Here is an 18,887-nt window from a genome sequence, read left to right as displayed (position 1 = left end):
ATCTAATTTCATCATCCTTTCACTGGGGAACGATGTTATGCCGCGTTGACTATAAAACCTAATGCTGATGTTATGAATACGTATTCAAAGACCTACAGTAATCTGCTTTTATTCTTACTTTAATTTTTTAAGGTTATGTAATAAAAGGAAATAACGAGTTTACTTGCTTTCTAGAACCATCTTATTACTAAAGTTCGCTGATGGGTAATCGGTTGTAACTGTGCAAAAAATGATTACTATGAAGTTGTCACCGTAAATCTTGAAACATAAATAGATAGGGAATATCTCATAAAAATAATTGACTCCAACTCGCTGTGCGTTATCAACCATAGTGCAAGTGTAAGTAGGGGCTTCTCGATAATACATATTATTAGGAATATGAAACAATGAACAAATTCAAGCCAAATATATTAACACTCAGCTTAATAGCTGCGGGTTTATCATTTGCTAGTGTTCCCAGTTTTGCTCAAGATGCTCAAGAAGAAGTAAAAGCGCAAACTGTTAACGTTAACAAACCAAAAACATTAGAAGAAAAAGAAAATGCAGTAGAAGTTATTGAAGTTAGAGGTTTTAGAGGCAGTATTATTAAGTCTTTAAACACTAAACGTTTTTCAGACACTGTCGTTGATGCGATATCAGCTGACGACATTGGTGGTTTACCCGATGTATCTATAGCCGATTCTTTAACACGCTTGCCAGGTGTTACCTCTGTACGAATCGATGGCCAATCAAGCGAGCTGAATATCCGTGGTTTATCAGGTGGCTTTGTATTTTCAACATTAAATGGTCGTGAACAAGTTTCAACAGCAGGTGGACGCTCAGTTCAGTTTGATCAATTTCCTTCAGAATTAATTAAGCAAGCGCAAGTGTATAAATCACAAAAAGCGTCGCTTATAGAAGGCGGTATTGCCGGTACTATTGAACTAGAAACCGCTAATGCGCTAGATAATGAAAAAGAAACTAGCTTTCGTTTTTCAGCTCACGGAAATTGGAATGATGCCGCTGCTGGCAATGAAGATTCTGCTGACTTTGGTCGCCGCTTAACCGCTTCTTATCAAGCCAAATTCTTAGATGACACGCTTGGTCTTTCATTGGGTTACGCCGGTATGTTTCAGCCTACTGTGTCGAGCCGTTTCGTAAACTATCAATTTGACGACCGAGATTTATCAGAAACATATGATGGCGGTCCAGAAAGTCTATTAGTTTCATCTGGCTTTGAAGTTAATGAACGTGGTGGTGAAGATAGTCGTGATGCTTTTGTTTTGGCGTTAAATTGGGAACCTCGTGATGATTTACGTTTCCAATTTGATGGTTTTCATTCAAAGTTTGACTCAGAAAAATGGGATCGTGGTTTACGTATATCAGGCATAAATAACATTGCCAGCCCAGGACAGTCTTTACTCTTAACCGATCCGCTTATTGCTAACGGCGCACTTATCGGTGGTACCATCTCTCGTAATCCTAATGGTGATGCCATTGCGCCACCTTATAAAGGGTCTGATCGTAGCTTAAATATTCAAACACAAGCCGATGATAATACGACGAACAGTGAATTAAGCTCATTTGGTTTAAAGGGTGAATGGGAAATTAATGATGATTTATTAATGACCGTTGATTTTGCCCATTCTCAAGGTAAAGAGACCAGCAAAGATCAAGTTATGCGTATGGCTTATTTTAAAGACTCTAGCGCAGCAACTCCTATTATTGATAACGACATCATCTTTAGCTATAAACTTAATGGCTTAGAAAACCCTGATTTAGCCTTTAACCAAGACTTTACCGATACCGACCACATGATGGTTACCAGTGCAGAGTCATATCCAAGTATCGAGTCAAATGAATCAAATGCTGTACGAGTTGATTTCGCTTACCAACTTGAAAGTGACATCTTTAGTTCAGTTGAATTTGGTGCCCGTTTATCGGAACGTGAATACGAACTGGGCCGTGGTCGTTTCTTATATGGTACTACCGACGCAAATATGCGTAATGGTCAATACATCACTTATGCAGGTACCGATGAAGAAGGTAACCCGATAGAAACAGAACGTTTTGCTCCATTTCCATTATCCAATGATAACTCGACAGTAACGAGTATTAACGGTGACTTACCGGGTATGCCGAGTTTCTTAGCGGTTAACAACAACGATATTTTGAATGCTTGGATCCCAAATGTTGATCGTACGCCAGTACGTGACTGGAATCATAGCTGGACAATGACTCAAAATAATATTGTCGAAGAAGAAGTTACCGCAGCTTACGTGCAATTAAACCTAAACGCTGAACTGTTTGGTTTACCGTTAAGCGGCAATGTAGGTCTTCGCTATGTTGGCTCTAAACAAAGCAGCACAGGTTTAGTCAATGTGGGAGCGGGTAATGGTGATGTAATTTATGATGATGTTGGCGGTACAAGCGACGAATTCCGCCGTGAAACAGTCAGCGAAAGTTATAATGATTTATTACCATCTTTAAATTTGAATATTCAATTATCAGAAGACGACCAATTACGTTTTGCTTACTCAAAAGTTATGTCACGTCCAGATATGCCATCAATGGCTAACAGCGGTAACTTTAGGTTTAATTCAGCGGATGACGGTCGAAACTATATTGATTTAGACAGTTCAACTAGCCCGTCAATACGTCCGTTTTATGCAGATCAAATCGATATTTCTTATGAGCATTATTTCTCTGAAACCGATGGCGCGTTTGTTTTTGCTATTTGGAACAAAGACATTGAAAACATGCCAGGTACAACCACAGATAAGAATTTTGATTATCAGGCTAATGGTATTGCTGTACCAGCAATCCCTGATGACAAGACGCATGCTGAGTACGATAGCGAAACTGGGGAGCCCATTGGCGAACCACTCGTTTGGGAAAATGGCACTTATTCACACGCCGCTAATAACGCAGAGGCAGGTTATATTCGTGGTATTGAAATTGGATATACGCAAACTTTTACCTTTTTACCTGATATGTGGAAAGGCTTAGGCGCTAACATCAATTTTTCTTACACAGAAAGTGAAATCGAACGTCCGTCAAATGTACCGGGTGAAGATGGTCAGCCAGGTCCAATCGAAGGTTTATCACCACGCGTATTTAGTGCAACACTTTTTTATGATTACGAAGATTTGTTCACCGCGCGTGTTAGTGCTCGTCATCGCGCAGAATACTTGAGTCGTCAAATTGCGATTGGTGATTCACAATCAGCGTACTTCCAAGAAGAAACGATTATTTCTGCACAAATGTCGTATAACTTTACTGAGAATCTACAAGGAGTCGTTTCTGTTGATAACTTAACAGACGAACCGAATATTTCTTACTTTGGTGATACTTCACGTACCGGAACAATTCAGTACTTTGGTCGCACAGTTTACTTTGGTATTAATTATTCAATGTAAATGAAAACTTAAAAAGGTGTGGATGAAACCACACCTTTTTTATTTGTCGATAGTCATGGTAATTTTTTAAGCAGTAAAAATTAATGATAAATTCAGCCCACCCAGATAAAACAGCACAAAGCACTTCCCCAAAAAAACTTAACATGGTGATTTTAGGTGGTGGTACTGCAGGTTGGATGACCGCTAATTTAATGGCTAAAAAGTGGCAAAACCACCCCGTTTCAATAACGTTAATTGAATCTCCTTCGCTCGGTGTTATTGGTGTTGGTGAAGGTTCTACACCACAATTAAAAAGCTTCTTTGACAAAATAGGTGTCACCGAACAAGAATGGATGCCGCAATGCAATGCGACCTATAAAAATGGCATATTATTCAATGGCTGGTCAACACGAGTAGGTTTTGAAAGTTATTTTCATCCTTTTACTTCGCTTATCGATGCCCATACGGCTCCTGCCTTTGTCTATAACACTCAGTATCGTCGTAAAGGCTTTAACGTCGATTGTCATCCTGATCGTTTCTTTTTGTCTGCACAATTAGCTAAACAAAAAAAATCTGCGGTTGGCGAATATAATTTTCCTTTCGATATTGGCTATGGCTATCACTTTGATGCCATTTTATTGGGGAAGTTTTTAGGAAAAGTTGCGCAGAAAAAAGGTGTTAAGCATATTTTGGCGCAAGTTGATGAGGTAAACGTAAATGATGCTGGCGACATTCAATCGTTAACACTTGATAACGGCGAGGTCATTGCCGGTGATTTTTTTGTTGATTGCTCAGGCTTTAACAGCCTACTTTTACAAAAAACATTAAAAGTACCTTTTATCAGTTTTAAAGATAACTTATTTAATGACAGTGCTGTGACCATCTCTGTAGCAAGAGATGAAAACGCTCAGCAAGGTCTTAACTCACAAACTATTGCTACTGCGATGAAATGTGGTTGGGCGTGGGATATTCCGCTAACTAACCGCACTGGAAACGGCTATGTTTATAGTTCAGATGACTGTACTGGCGAACAAGCAGAGCTTGAGTTACGAGAAAAACTTTCATTGGTCGATGAAGCCGTTGACGTTCGTCACTTAAAAATGAAAGTAGGGCGAGTCAAACAACATTGGCACAAAAACTGTGTCGCTATTGGCTTGTCGCAAGGCTTTATTGAGCCCCTTGAAGCGACCGCTTTACATTTTGTCCAAGAGAGTATTGAAGGTTTTATTGATGATTTCTCTCTCGGTCAGTACAGCAATATTTATCAAGATAGATTTAATGAAAAAATGAATCATCGTTTTGATGGCATTCGTGATTATATTGTCGCTCATTATCGCTTGAGTTCGCGTGACGACACCGAGTACTGGCGAAAAAATAGCATAAATCCCAATATATCTAACAATTTAAAGAAAATAGTACAGTGCTGGGTCGCGGGTGATGATTTAAACAAAGCCCTAATTCAACCAGGTATGGTGAGTTTTTATCCACCAGTTTCTTGGCATGCTATGCTTGCCGGTTACGGTATTTTTCCTGAGTTATCACAAGACAAACAACTTGCCGAAAAATTTGGCGAGCAGGCTCTTGATGCAGCACATAAATATGACTTAGCGCATATAGACCAGTTTATTCAACGCTGTTCAGTAAATTTTGCTGATCATCAACAGTTTATTAATGACAAGCTCATTAATAAATAAAGTTATTGATAGGTATTCACATGAAAAACACGCGATCATCACTTTACGTTTACCCCTTTCTTTTCTTATTAAGCTTCGCACTTACTGCGCTATCAGGTTGTGGTGGCGGAAGCGCGAGTAACGATAAGCCTATCGAGAAAACAGGTGTTGAAACACCTGTTTTAATTGGGCCACAAGTTGTTGGTATTGCTGCAAAGGTTACTGAGCGGGCTGCCGTTGGCAGCGCCAGTCATCAGTGCCATGCCGTTGAGAATAGTGCGCAATCATTACAGTTTTCGGAAATTTCTCAGCAAGCGGGTATTACCTTTAGCCATTCAATGCCCGATGGTGATGGCGTATTAGGTATGTCTGGTGGTGTGGCGGCAGGTGATTTTGACAATGATGGTTGGGTAGATTTATACGCGATAGGTGGTGAAGGGCAAGCCAATGTTTTATTAAAAAATCAAGGTGATGGTACCTTTACCGACCGAGCTAGCTTTTCAGGTGTTGCTCAAAAAAATAAAGGCAGTGGTCCTGCTTTTGGTGATTTTAATGGTGACGGCTTATTAGATTTATTTGTTGGTGGTGTCGGTGGCGATGCGGCAAAGCTTTATGTTAATCAAGGAAATGAACAATACCTAGACATTACTGCGAGTTCAGGTCTGGTACTGCCGGGTAATAATTTTTCAGGCACTTGGGCTGACTACGATAAAGATGGTGACCTTGATTTGTTTGTTACTCATTGGACCGAAGAGCGTAGCGGTTACTTTGCCTATTTTTGGCAGAATAATGGCGATTCAACCTTTTCAGATGTCACCTTTGAAGCCGGTATAAAAAATACCAGTAATGCCGATAAAACCTTAACCGCAACATTCTCTGATATTAATAACGATGGTTGGGTCGACCTACTCTTAGTAACAGATTATGCGCAAACCCGTCTTTACAAAAACAATAAAGATGGCACGTTTACCGATATCACTGACCATGAAGTGATAACAGATAATACTGGCATGGGCTCAGCAGTAGCTGACTACGACAATGATGGCGACTTAGACTGGTTTGTTAGCGCAATATCTTATCGAGACGAACCGGCAAAGTTAGGTTGGCTGTCTCCAGGCAATCGATTTTATCAGAATCAGGGCGATGGCACTTTTCTTGATAAAACAGACGAGCTTGGTGTTCGTCATAGCTCTTGGGCATGGGCGACTTGTTTTAGTGATTTCAATAACGACGGCTTACAAGATTTATTTGTTGTTAATGGTATGTATGGCGAAAATATTGAAAAAATGTTTTTAGACGATCCTTCTCGACTCTTTCTTGCTAATGGTGATGGTACTTTTAAAGAGTCATCCATCGATGTCGGTATTGATGACAAGTCGATGGGGCGAGGCTTAGTATGTTTTGATTATGACAAAGACGGTGATCAAGATATTTATATTGCTAACCATGATGAGCCACCTAAGTTGTTTTGTAATAATGGCGGCAGTAAGACGGGTCAGAATAACTTTATCAATATCAAATTGATTGATGCAACCACTAATTCTCAGGCCCTAGGGGCAAGGATATATGTCAGTAGTGGTGATATTCGTCAAATGCGGGAATTAAAATCAGGGACAAATTATGTCTCACAAAACCCGGTTGAAGCACACTTTGGTTTAGGTAAGTCGTCAATAATAACCCGTATACGTGTGGTGTGGCCTGATGGCGAAGAGTCAGTGATCACTCAAGTAGCGGTCAATAAATTTGTGACTATCGAGCGTATTTAGCCGCTATTGACTAATTATTTAGTTGCTAGCCAATAATTGTTAGAATCAAAATAAGTATAAAAATAATAAGTAGACCTTATGATTAAGCCGAGCAAAATGAAAATAGTAAAAAACATTATCCTGCCACTCATGTTAAGCCCATTATTATTAACGGCTTGCGGTGGTTCAAGTTCAAGCAGTAAAAATGAAGTGATTGTTGCTGCGCCAATAACAATAACACCCGAGCGAAGTGGACAGTCAGTTGCAAGACAGTGGAATGAAGTTTTACTGCATGCGATACGAAATGACTATGCGCGCCCTACGATACATGCTCGAAATTTATTCCATATTTCATCAGCAATGTTTGACGCTTGGTCTGTTTATCGCCCGCAAGTGAAACCTTTTTTATGGGGCAATAATGTTGCTGGGTTTAATTGTCTTGCACAAGCCGTTGATTTGCCTATCGACATTATCCCTTTTCAAGAGCAAGCGATAAGTTTCGCCAGTTATAAAATGATCAAACATCGTTTTCGCTTATCACCTGGAGCCAATAATATTATTGCCACAGCGGATGCTTTAATGACGCGCTTAGGCTTTGATGTTGATGATACTTCTGTCGACTATGCTAATGGTTCAGCTGCAGCTCTTGGTAATGCTATCGCCCAATGCTATATCAATTTTGGCTTACAAGATGGCGCTAACGAACAACAGTTTTACAGTAATCGCCATTACCAATCGGTTAACCCTGCGTTAGCTTTGGGAACTGGGCAGTCGGGTAACCCGACTATTGTTAACTTAAATCGCTGGCAACCTCTTTCTATTCAGGGATATATTGATCAAGCAGGAAACCCTGTTGACGATATGCCTGAATTTCTAAGCCCAGAATGGGGACAAGTTGTTCCATTTTCCTTATCTGCAAATGACAAAACTGTTTTTACCCGTGATGGATTTGACTATCAGGTTTACCATGATCCAGGGATGCCGCCGTTGATAGGTTCAGATACAGCGGATTTATATAAGTGGGGCTTTTCGTTAGTCGCGATATGGTCAGCTCATTTAGATGAGAATGACGGTGTCGAATGGGATATATCGCCAAAAAGTATCGGTAACATTAATAGCTTTCCAACAACCTTTTCTCAATATAATGAGTTTTACAATCAACTTGACGGCGGAGATACCAGTGCCGGTTATATCCTTAACCCAGTAACTAACCAACCTTACCAAGAGCAGATTGTGCCTCGTGGTGACTATGGCCGAGTACTCGCCGAGTTCTGGGCAGACGGTCCTGAGTCTGAAACACCGCCGGGTCACTGGTTTGTCATCCTAAATACCGTTAGCGACCATAATTTACTTGAAAAACGTTGGGCGGGTACTGGCGAAATATTAGGTAATTTAGAATGGGATATAAAAAGCTATTTTGCCATGGGGGGCACTATGCATGACGCGGCAATCGCAGCTTGGGGGATCAAGGGGCGCTACGATTATATTCGACCTGTTTCAGCCATCCGTGCAATGGCCGACCTAGGACAAAGTAGCGATGAGCAATTACCTTCTTATCACCTTAACGGAATTCTTCTTGTCGATGGTTACATCGAACTTGTTGGAGCGAACGATGCATTAGCAGGGGACAATAAACAAAATGTCGGAAAAATTAAAATTTATGGCTGGAAAGGCCCAGATTACATTAACAACCCCGCTACTGATAAAGCCGGTGTTGATTGGATTTTAGCTGAGAATTGGTGGCCTTATCAGCGTCCTTCTTTTGTAACCCCACCTTTTGCCGGTTATGTATCTGGGCATTCGACTTATTCTAGAGCCGCTGCCGAATTAATGACCGCAATGACAGGTTCACGATACTTCCCTGGCGGAATGAGCGAATTTGACGTGGTTGCCAATGAGTTTTTAGTTTTTGAACAAGGGCCAAGTGTCAATATGACCCTGCAATGGGCGACTTATCAAGATGCTTCTGATCAATGTAGTCTGTCACGTATTTGGGGAGGTATTCATCCACCTGCCGATGATATTACCGGTCGCTTAATTGGTGAGAAAATAGGTAAAAATAGTTTTGAGTTTGTACAAGACTATTTTAGTCAATAACCTTTAATGCGACTGCAAATAATAAAAAGAGAATAATAAAAATGTTGGCCATTCAAAAAAACCTTAGTAAATCTTTCTATATGCTATTGAGCCTACCCGCAACAGCGATGGGGTTTGCTTTATCAGTACAGATATCAGCGCTTAGTTGGATATTAACTACTCAATACGGTCTTGATATTCATCAGGTTGGCTTAGTGTGGGCCGCAGGACCGATTGCGGGGATTTTAGGACAAGTTATAGTCGGTATTATTAGCGATAATGTTTGGTTTTGGAATGGCCGTCGCCGTCCGTTTATCCTCATCGGTGGTGTGTTAGCCGCTATGATGTTATTGGCTTTACCCAATATTGATATAGTTTCTTCATCACTTGGCATCTCAGGATTGCTCGGTGTAGCGATTGCTGTTGCGTTAACCTTAGATTTATCGATAAATATTAGTTTTAATCCAACACGCGCCATTATCGCGGATGTAACCCCTGAAGGTGATGCTCGCACTAAAGGTTATACCTGGATGCAAACGGTATCAGGCTCCTTTGGTGTATTGGCTTATGCGGTTGGTGCTACGTGGGGGAACTTTATACTTATTTATTTAGGCGCAGGATTAGTGTTTTTTCTATCAATATTAGCTCCTTTTTTTATTAGCGAACCCAAAGAATTATTAGTAAGTCAACGCGATGTTATTCAAGATAAAGTCTCGTTTAAAATGGTGTTGATGAACATAAAACCCTTGTGGGGCTTCATTATTTACGATATTTATGCGATGGCTTTACAAATATCAGGTATAAAAACCGATCATTACTGGGCTGAAGTTATTGCGGCAATCATTACCTTGTATTTTGTTGTTATTACTTTATTTGCTAAAGAGAGTCGCAGTGATAATAGCATTGGTTTTAGAAAAGTATTAGCCGCTCATTCCTTCAGTTGGATTGGCGTACAAACGATGTTTGTTTTTATTATTGCTTTTCTTCAAGACAAAATGCCAAGTTTGTCAGACGATGATTTAGGCAAAGTTATCGCGATGAGTTTTCTCATTTTAAGTGCAGTGTCTGCTTTATTACCGGCATTTGTGCTTGAACCGATAGCTAAAAAAATAGGACGAGTAAAAACCCATACCTATTGCATCGCCAGTATGGCCGTTGGCTATGGATTAGTCGTCATGTTTGGAGATGTAAAAGAAGTGCTTTACTTACTTATGGCGCTATTAGGAATTGGTTGGTCTGCTATTATTAGTTTACCGTTTGCCATTATGTCTGAAAAGGTTGAACAGTCTCGTATGGGCCTATATATGGGCCTATTCAACTTGTCTGTTGTATTACCGCAGTTGTTAGTTAGCTTAGCGATTGGTTTATTCATCAGTAAAGTTGCCGATAAAAGTGTAGTGTTTCAAATTAGTGCTATTGCACTCGCAATTTCAGCGTTGGCTTGGACGAAAGTACAGGAACATTCAAAAGCTTAATTCAGACAAAGATAACCTTATAAAACGATAAGTATTAAACAACTTATCGTTTTTTGTATCGATTTAATAACAGCAATTAAAGATTCTTTTCGTTTATTTATTAGCCATCTATAGACAAGTACCCCCAATTTAAATTATAAAATGCGCAACGTTATATTTTAGGAATTAAGATGAAAATTTTTCAACCGTTAGCTTTATTATTTTTTTGCTCGGTAATGGCTTTTAATGTTCGTGCCGATATTAATGAAAATACCACCATTAACGACATTCATCAGCAAATGCAAAGTAAACAATTAACCAGCGAACAATTGGTGCAATTCTATTTAAAACGCATTGCGACATATGATGACAAAGGAATGACGCTAAATTCAGTGGTGCAATTAAATAAAAATGCCCTCAAGCAAGCTAAAGCACTTGACCTTTATTTCCTTAAAAGTGGCTTTAAAGGCAGCTTGCATGGTATTCCTATTCTGCTTAAAGACAATATAGATACTACTGATGGTATGGCAAACACAGCAGGCTCAACTGCTTTAGCCAATAATTTTCCAGATGATGATGCTTTTTTGGTTAAACAGCTCAAAGAAGCTGGCGCGATTATCTTAGGAAAAACCAATCTAAGTGAATGGGCAAACTTTCGCTCAACTGCTTCATCAAGTGGTTGGAGCGGTTTATATGGACAAAGTAAAAACCCTTACGATATAACAACTAGTCCTTGTGGCTCTAGTTCAGGTTCTGGTATTGCTGCTGCGGCTCACTTCGCTACGGTAACAATAGGTACTGAAACTGATGGTTCAGTTACTTGTCCTGCGGCAATTAATGGGGTTGTTGGAATAAAACCAACCTTAGGCACCGTTAGTCGCGACGGTATTATCCCCATTGCGCATAGCCAAGATACAGCGGGCCCTATGGCGAGAAATGTAACCGATGCGGTTATTTTGTTAGCGGCAATGGTAAAAGCAGACCCAAGTGATCAAGATGTAATGTCTTCAACGATAGATTACCTCTCACATTTAAAGCTTGATGGTCTTAAAGGTAAGCGTATCGGTATTGCTCGAAATCTAATGGGTTATCATCAAGGGCTAGACAATGTTTTTAGTCAGGCAGTACAAGACCTTAAAAGCCAAGGTGCAGTGATCGTAGACGACGTTAATTTTGAAAACAAAGATCAGTGGGGCGATGCTGAATTTGAAGTGCTGCTTTATGAATTTAAAGACGAGCTTAATAAGTATCTTTCAAAAACAGCACCAGGCATGCCAAAATCACTCAGTGAAATGATTGAATTCAATAAAATAAATGCTGATATTGAAATGAAATATTTTGGACAAGAAATATTTTTGATGGCACAAGCTAAAGGGGAAATTACTGATAAAGTTTATCTTGATGCACTCGCCAAAGCGAAACGTTTAACACAACAAGCAGGCATCGATGCGTTACTTGAAAAGCACAATCTTGATATGATTATTGCCCCAACCACAGGGCCCGCGTGGAAAATTGATTGGGTTAATGGCGACCATTATTTAGGTGCCGCATCTTCTGCTGCAGCAATATCAGGTTACCCTCATATTACGCTACCCATGGGCTATGTACATGGCTTACCTGTTGGCTTATCAATGTTTTCCGGCAAGTTACAAGAAGGTATCTTGATTGAAGCTGCTTTTGGTTATGAACAAGCGACTCAACATCGCGTTGCGCCAAAACTACAGTAATTATCTCTGGTAAATTAATAACAACTAGATGAAGTAAATAATGCAGATGCACGGTCTATAGTTTTAGTACAAACATTTACTTCATATAAGAGTTTATAAAAATTATGGTTAATAACAAAAAATATATACCGGTCATTGTCACTTTGCTTTTCTCTATGCTTTTTATTAACAGCGCTTTTGCCAAGCAGACTTCAATAAACGTTGGGCCTAAAGTGGGTGACAAAGCACCGGCTTTAACGGTAACAGATGCAACAAAATCAGTGGTTAACATTGAGGACTTAACCGCTGAAAAAGGATTAATCATCTTATTTTTTCGTTCAGCTGACTGGTGTCCCTTTTGTAAACGCCACTTAATTGAATTCAATGAATATGCTGATAAATTTAAAGCGTTAGGTTACGGTGTTGCGGCTATTTCTTATGACAGTACTGACATCTTAAACGGTTTCTCTAAGGCGCATCAATTAACTTATCCTTTGTTGTCAGATCAAGCGGCGGCGACGGTAAAAGCCTATGGTATTCTTAATAAAGATTACCAAATGGGCGATGATAATTATGGCATTCCTTATCCTGGTGTTGTGATTATTGACCCTGCAGGGACTATCTTTCATAAATACTTTTTTGAAGGTTATCGCAAACGTGTAAAGTTTATCGATTTATACCAGCAGTTAAGTACCATCAAATAAGCGATAGATTTTAGTCGTATAACAGCCTCTACTTTTTAAAATTTAAGGAATAGAGGCTAAACAATAATAAATAGATAATAATTTAAAAAAATGTTTACTTTCACGTTTAAGCTGTTTATAGTTGTTTTGTTAATTATCCCCCTCTCGTTTATTTAACCTATTATCACTTGTGATTAGTACTTGTGATAATCAATGTTATGTCTTTCCCTTTCACAGTCAGTCATCACTCAAATTACTAAGCCTAAATTGTTGTCTGAGGTTATCAAGATCCATTATTTCTTGATCAGATATTTATAAATATCTAAACGTTTTCACACAGTAATATGGCTTTTATTATTAATGCGCAGCAGCGCAAATTAAAGAGTTTTATTATGTCTTATACATATAAAGGAACGATTTATTCAATTAAATCACCTATTAATTTCATTTCAGTTAACAAACACAATGTTGTTGTTAACGATCAAAATGGTACTAAGTTAATCAAGTTTGGCAATAACACCGATTCTAAATGTTTTTTAGAATGGATATACCAAGCTTAATAACAAGATAAACCCTCAATTCAACACCATGAGTTGAGGCAATGATTTAAGTCGAATCTTAGCGATATAACCACTAAGCTTCGACTAAATCGCTACTTTTACTTCACTTCAATCAATCCCCCTGATTTATCAGATTTGGCTAATCTAGCTACAATATTCTTTGCTAATTTCTCTAAATATTTATTAAATTATATTTATCTACGATATCGATAAATGATTAAGTTATCCTATGTTACGATTTTGATGCTAGGGTGTTTTACTTAGCTATTCATTAGCCGATGGCCCCGCTAACTGATATTAATAAAAATTAAGTTAACCTATTAAGACAAAGGAACAACATAAATGAACAGTGTTAAGCATGATGGTCTCGACTTTATCCCTTCAAAGGTTGTCTGCATTGGCCGAAATTATGTCGAGCATATTGAAGAGCTAAACAATGAAATTCCAGCAGAGCCGGTAGTTTTTATTAAGCCTAACTCCGCCATTTCTAATGAGATAGAAAGCCATCAATTTGATGAAATACACTATGAAGGTGAGATCAGTTTTATTATTAAGAACAATAAAATCTCTGGTATAGGCTTTGGCTTAGATCTGACAAAAAGAAAGCTTCAAAATGTGCTTAAATCAAAAGGTCTACCTTGGGAGCGAGCTAAAGCTTTTGATAAATCGGCCGTATTTAGCAACTTTGTCAACTGTGATGGCGATTATAAAAGTTATAAAATGGAGTTATTTATAGATAACCTTCTTATACAATTCGCTAATTACCCACTGATGATCAACAAACCTGAAATGTTAATCACAGATATACAAAGTTTCTTAACCCTTGAAGATGGAGATATTATTATGACTGGCACGCCTAAAGGTGTGGGCATTATAAATTCGGGTCAGTTATTTACCGCTAAAATATATAAAAATGAAGAAATTATTATTGAACAATCTTGGCTTGTTCAATAACTTTATAGGCGCTAAATAAAAAGGGCCATTAAATATAGCGCGACTAAAATAAGATGAACGCTTTAATTAGTCGCCCTCCAACGCTGCCTCATCGTTAAGGAAGGTTCATTAATAAAGTTGTTTTATGGCGAAAGGGACGTCATATCGACCTTGTTTAGCGTATATCACTTTATAAAACTTCCTTCATCTATCGATAGTGCATAAGACTTATACTCCATGTCAGATTTTAAAATATGTTTAGCTAGCCAGCTATAAAGAAATATCGCTATTTTATGATGTATATCGATATTATAATGTGTGAGTTTTTCTTCTAGTAAATGAAATTTATTTCTTAGCTCAGCGTGCTTTCTTATATGATCTTCAGTGTCAGGATGATTCGGTAAGTTAAATGATTTCATTAGCCATTTTCTTTGTGTTGAGCGTTATGTTGATTTTTTTGTTTGAATGCTAACAACCACTTTTCAAAATCACTCGCACTTAGAGGTTTACTATAAAGAAAACCCTGATGGTTGCTACAGCCTAACTCACACAACTTATCTGCTTGTTCTTGCGTTTCTATACCTTCAGCAATGAGGCTAACGTTGAAGGTTTTCGATAGCAAAATTAATGCCATTACTATTGCTCTGTCTTCTGGACAATTTACAATATTATCAACAAAGCATTTATCAATTTTTACATTATCAATAGGTAAACTTTTTAAGCGTTGTAACGAAGAATAGCCAGTACCAAAATCATCAATTGCGATTTTGACTCCTAATTCTCTCAAAGCCACCAAAATAGCAGTGTGATGATTATTATCTTCAGAAAAAAGAGATTCAGTGACCTCAAGTTCAATAGCATTACCAGGGATCATCTCCTCTGTTAATACTTTTTGTACCTGAGCAAAAAGATCATTGCGATCAAACTGTCGCAATGAGATATTAATCGCCATAACCCCAGTAAACAAATTATTAATTCTCCACACTCGTAATTGCCGGCATGCGCTTTTTAAGACAAAGTGGCCTAGCTCTTTAATAGCTCCGTTTGCTTCTGCTATTGGAATAAAAAGGGCGGGTGATATAATCCCCTGCTCAGGGTGAATCCATCTAAGTAAGCATTCGATGCCATAAACTTCACCATTATCAGCATTTATTTGTGGTTGATACCAGACTTCAAACTGTTTATTTTCAATTGCTTGATAAATTTCTCTATCAAGTTCCATCCTACGTTTAATTAACTCTTTTTCTTTAGTATCAAATAATGAATAATAATTTCCTCCTGACTTTTTTACTTTCATCATAGCAACATCAGCAAATGAAATAAGCTCTTTAACATCAAGTGAATCTAAAGGAAATGTACTTACACCAATACTTATCGTTGTTTTAAACTCACCAAATTTGGTCTTAAAAGGTTTTTCAAAAAGGGATAATATTTGTTCACAAATTTTATCTAAATTTCTTAGTGACTTTTCTCCCTCAACAACAACTATAAATTCATCACCACCACTTCTTGCTATAATGTCATTGTCACGTAATTTAGCATTAAGCCTATTTGCGACACTCTTTAATAACTCATCTCCTACTTCGTGTCCTAGAGAATCATTAATAGATTTAAACCTGTCTAGATCACAAAAAAGCACAGCAAAGTAAGTGGGGGTTTCACGATGAAGTTCAGATAAATGTTCAAGTTTTTCAAATAATAGATGTCGATTAGGTAAGCTAGTTAATGTGTCGTGATAGGCATGAAAGTGAACTTCTTCTTCAGATTTTTTTCGACTGGTAATATCGGTAAACTGACAAATATAATTAGAAATGTGACCGTTACTGTCTTTGATACTGCTTATATTTAACCACTCAGGGTAAATTTCACCATTTTTTCTTTTATTCCAAATTTCGCCTTGCCAACCCCCTTCATTAATAAGCTTTTGCCAAAATTGTTTATAAAAATATTTATCTTGTTTTCCAGAGCTTAGGATAGCTGGGGTTTTCCCCCAAACTTCTTCTTGCGTATAACCGGTTATATGAGAAAAACCTTTATTGACTATTTGTATATAACCTTGATTATCAGTCACTACAATCGCTTCATTGGAGTGGTTAAAAATTTGTTCAATAATAGAAATATTAGATTTAGTAATATCGTTATAATTAGTTGCTTTAAAAAAGAGTAATGTTTGTTCTTCGTTATTTTTTGTTAAAGAAAAAAAACAAACGTCTACAGGAAGCTGTCTGTTATCTTTTTGCTGTAAAGTTGAGCTGAAGTGACCAAAGTCAGGGTTACTGTTATTTTGCTGAACTTTATCTGCAGAAAACTTGTGTATTTTATCAATTGAATAACCGAGTAAGTCGGTCTTATCAAGCCCTGTCATCAGTAAGTATTCAGTGTTTACTGCTACTAATATGTAGTTAGCATTTAATGTTAGAATACCCGCAGTTATTTCGTCTTTCATTAACGCTTTGTCCAAATAGCCCATATTTCATATTCCCTCATTAACAACATAGCGTGTCAGCATTATTAGTTGTTTTATAATCTTAGTTAAAATTAAGTAAAAAGCTCGTTTTTATGAAATTTATTTAACAACAATATGCGAGATAATGACTATAGTTAACTAAACCTTATCAGATGCTTAAGTTATAAATACCAATAATACACCTAAAGACTATATTCCTTTGTCGAGGGGGCGGGATCATAGGCTAATCCAAGTGTGTTATAGCTCTTATTGATAAATTCAGCCTTTGTGTGATAAAACATTATAAGTACTTTAATTTTTTAGTGAAATTTGTAACCTTTATCTTGCGTGTAACATCTAAAATAGTATCAAAAGTTAACGGGGAAGCCCTTCGATCGCGTTAATATAATCATTTCCTTATAACTGAAGACTTTATGAACAATGAACCACTAGAAAAACCTTATTCAGATTTACGTCTTGCGGCTATGGCGCCTAATACATTGCTGGGCACAATGCTTAAAATTACCGGGCCTTTTTGGGATAAGTTATTAGGGATAAGTAAACTGCGCAGGGTTTATGAGTCTTGTGAATTATCTGGATTAAACAAACAAGAATTTTCACAAAAATTACTCAATGGTTTAGGTGTTCAGGTTTCTGGTATTAATGGTGTTTTGGCAAAAATACCGCAACGTGGCCGTTGTATTATTGTCTGTAACCATCCTTATGGCATGATTGAAGGGGTTATTATTGCGTATTTATTAACCGAGGTTCGTGCTGATACTAAGGTCATGGCAAACGTCGGTTTAACAATATTTAAAGAAATTAAAGATTACTTTATCTTTGCTAATCCATTAAAGCCTAAAGCTTTGATCAATGGCTTGGCAATAAAACAATGTTTTCGACATCTCGAAAAAGATGGCTTGTTGGTCATATTTCCTGCAGGGCGTGTTTCTTTTTTTCAAGCGGATAAACAACGAATTGCCGATGCTGATTGGAATCGACTCGCAATTAAGCTTGCCACAAAAACCGACTCGCCTATCTTACCTGTTTTTATATCAGGTGCTAATAGCAAACTTTTTCATAATATGGGGAGAGTTTATTATCGTTTTCGACTACTAATGTTAGCGCATGAAATGTTTAAATTACAAGCACATAACATCGCTTTAAAAACCAATAATCTGCTCACCATAAAGCAACTTAATGAATTTAATGGTACTAAAAGAATGAATGATTTTGTCCGCTTACAATGCTATTTAAACGATGATAACTATTTTAGCCCTTGGCTTGAGCATGAGCAAAGAACATCATTTGAAGCGGTTATTCCTATGGTGGATAAAAAAGTAATGAAAAAAGAGCTTGCTCAACTGCCTGAAATACAACACTTATTAGATTTTAAATCATTCTCTGTCTATTATGGTTATCAACAACAAATTCCACATTGTGTAGAAGAAATTACTCGATTACGGGAAATAACGTTTAGAACTTTAGATGAAGGGAGTGGTGAAGCGTGCGATACCGATAAATTTGATGCAACGTACATGCATTTATTTATTTTTGATCATAAAAATGAAGAGATTATTGGTGCCTATCGAATAGGACAGACCGACCTTTTACAAAAAAATGGCGATGTATCAAAACTTTATCTTGCGCAAATGTTTGATTTTGCGCCTGAGTTTATTAATCAACAACAACCTTGTTTAGAAATGGGCCGCTCATTTATCATTGCTGCGCACCAAAACAGTTTTCATGGCTTACTGTTATTATGGAAAGGCATTGGCGCTTTTGTCTGTCAAAACCCACATTACCGAACATTGTATGGCACGGTATCATTAAGCAAACTATATGATCCTCGCTCAGTTGCCTTAATTGATGAAATTATGGTGACAGATAAAGAGGGCGTTAGCGCTAAAAAATCCTTTGCCGGGCAACTTCATCCAGAAGTAAAAGATTTTATTAGCGCAGCACCTGTCTCTTTAAATCAGTTGTCGGCATTAGTGATGGGCATCGAAGAAGACGGTAAAGATGTTCCGGTATTATTGAAACAATATTATAAGTTAGGGGCTAAATTTCATTGCACGGGCATAGATGTTAATTTCAATGACACGCCAGGCTTGTTGCTCAGTGTTAATTTACCAGCAGCACCTGACAAGCTATTAAAACTTTATTTAGGTTCATCTAAAACCGCGTATATAAATTATGATAAAAGTGATGAGTTAAGTGCCATTTGAGAATAA

General features: G+C 37.7%; 10 protein-coding genes. 9 read left to right on the top strand and 1 reads right to left on the bottom strand.

Annotated features, from left to right (window positions below; translation table 11 throughout):
• Positions 1–386 precede the first annotated feature (386 nt).
• The 8 genes from H4J70_RS16455 (at position 387) to H4J70_RS16415 (ending at position 14,228) form a co-directional block, all read left to right on the top strand.
• Positions 387–3,398 (top strand): TonB-dependent receptor, encoded by a 3,012-nt coding sequence (locus tag H4J70_RS16455; RefSeq protein WP_182222337.1) that lies wholly within the window; start codon positions 387–389, stop codon positions 3,396–3,398.
• An 83-nt stretch (positions 3,399–3,481) separates the two neighbouring features.
• A complete protein-coding gene (locus H4J70_RS16450) occupies positions 3,482–5,071 on the top strand; it encodes a tryptophan halogenase family protein (protein ID WP_259368071.1) in 1,590 nt (529 codons plus the stop codon).
• Between the two features lie 20 nt (positions 5,072–5,091).
• Positions 5,092–6,816, top strand: coding sequence for a CRTAC1 family protein (locus H4J70_RS16445; RefSeq protein ID WP_182251481.1), 1,725 nt, complete (start codon positions 5,092–5,094; stop codon positions 6,814–6,816).
• 96 nt (positions 6,817–6,912) lie between these two features.
• Positions 6,913–8,892: a vanadium-dependent haloperoxidase gene (locus H4J70_RS16440; protein ID WP_182251480.1), complete on the top strand. Its 1,980-nt coding sequence runs from the start codon at positions 6,913–6,915 to the stop codon at positions 8,890–8,892.
• 41 nt (positions 8,893–8,933) lie between these two features.
• Positions 8,934–10,346, top strand: coding sequence for an MFS transporter (locus H4J70_RS16435; RefSeq protein WP_182251479.1), 1,413 nt, complete (start codon positions 8,934–8,936; stop codon positions 10,344–10,346).
• Positions 10,347–10,516: 170 nt separating this feature from the next.
• A complete protein-coding gene (locus H4J70_RS16430; protein WP_220470397.1) occupies positions 10,517–12,052 on the top strand; it encodes an amidase in 1,536 nt (511 codons plus the stop codon).
• Between the two features lie 104 nt (positions 12,053–12,156).
• A complete protein-coding gene (locus tag H4J70_RS16425; protein ID WP_259368070.1) occupies positions 12,157–12,735 on the top strand; it encodes a peroxiredoxin family protein in 579 nt (192 codons plus the stop codon).
• Between the two features lie 881 nt (positions 12,736–13,616).
• Positions 13,617–14,228, top strand: coding sequence for a fumarylacetoacetate hydrolase family protein (locus tag H4J70_RS16415; RefSeq protein WP_182251478.1), 612 nt, complete (start codon positions 13,617–13,619; stop codon positions 14,226–14,228).
• A 397-nt stretch (positions 14,229–14,625) separates the two neighbouring features.
• Here the strand turns inward: H4J70_RS16415 and H4J70_RS16410 are convergent, their stop codons facing one another.
• Positions 14,626–16,677: an EAL domain-containing protein gene (locus H4J70_RS16410; protein WP_182222333.1), complete on the bottom strand. Its 2,052-nt coding sequence runs from the start codon at positions 16,675–16,677 to the stop codon at positions 14,626–14,628.
• Positions 16,678–17,087: 410 nt separating this feature from the next.
• Here H4J70_RS16410 and H4J70_RS16405 point away from each other — a divergent pair, with 410 nt between their 5' ends.
• Complete coding sequence (locus tag H4J70_RS16405; protein WP_182251477.1) at positions 17,088–18,881, top strand: lysophospholipid acyltransferase family protein; 1,794 nt, start codon at positions 17,088–17,090, stop codon at positions 18,879–18,881.
• Positions 18,882–18,887 lie beyond the last annotated feature (6 nt).

The sequence above is a fragment of the Colwellia sp. BRX8-9 genome (assembly GCF_014077245.1).
GTDB lineage: Bacteria > Pseudomonadota > Gammaproteobacteria > Enterobacterales > Alteromonadaceae > Colwellia_A.
The sequence above is the reverse complement of the archived record's forward strand: the minus strand, read 5'-3'. Positions and strand labels throughout refer to the sequence as shown.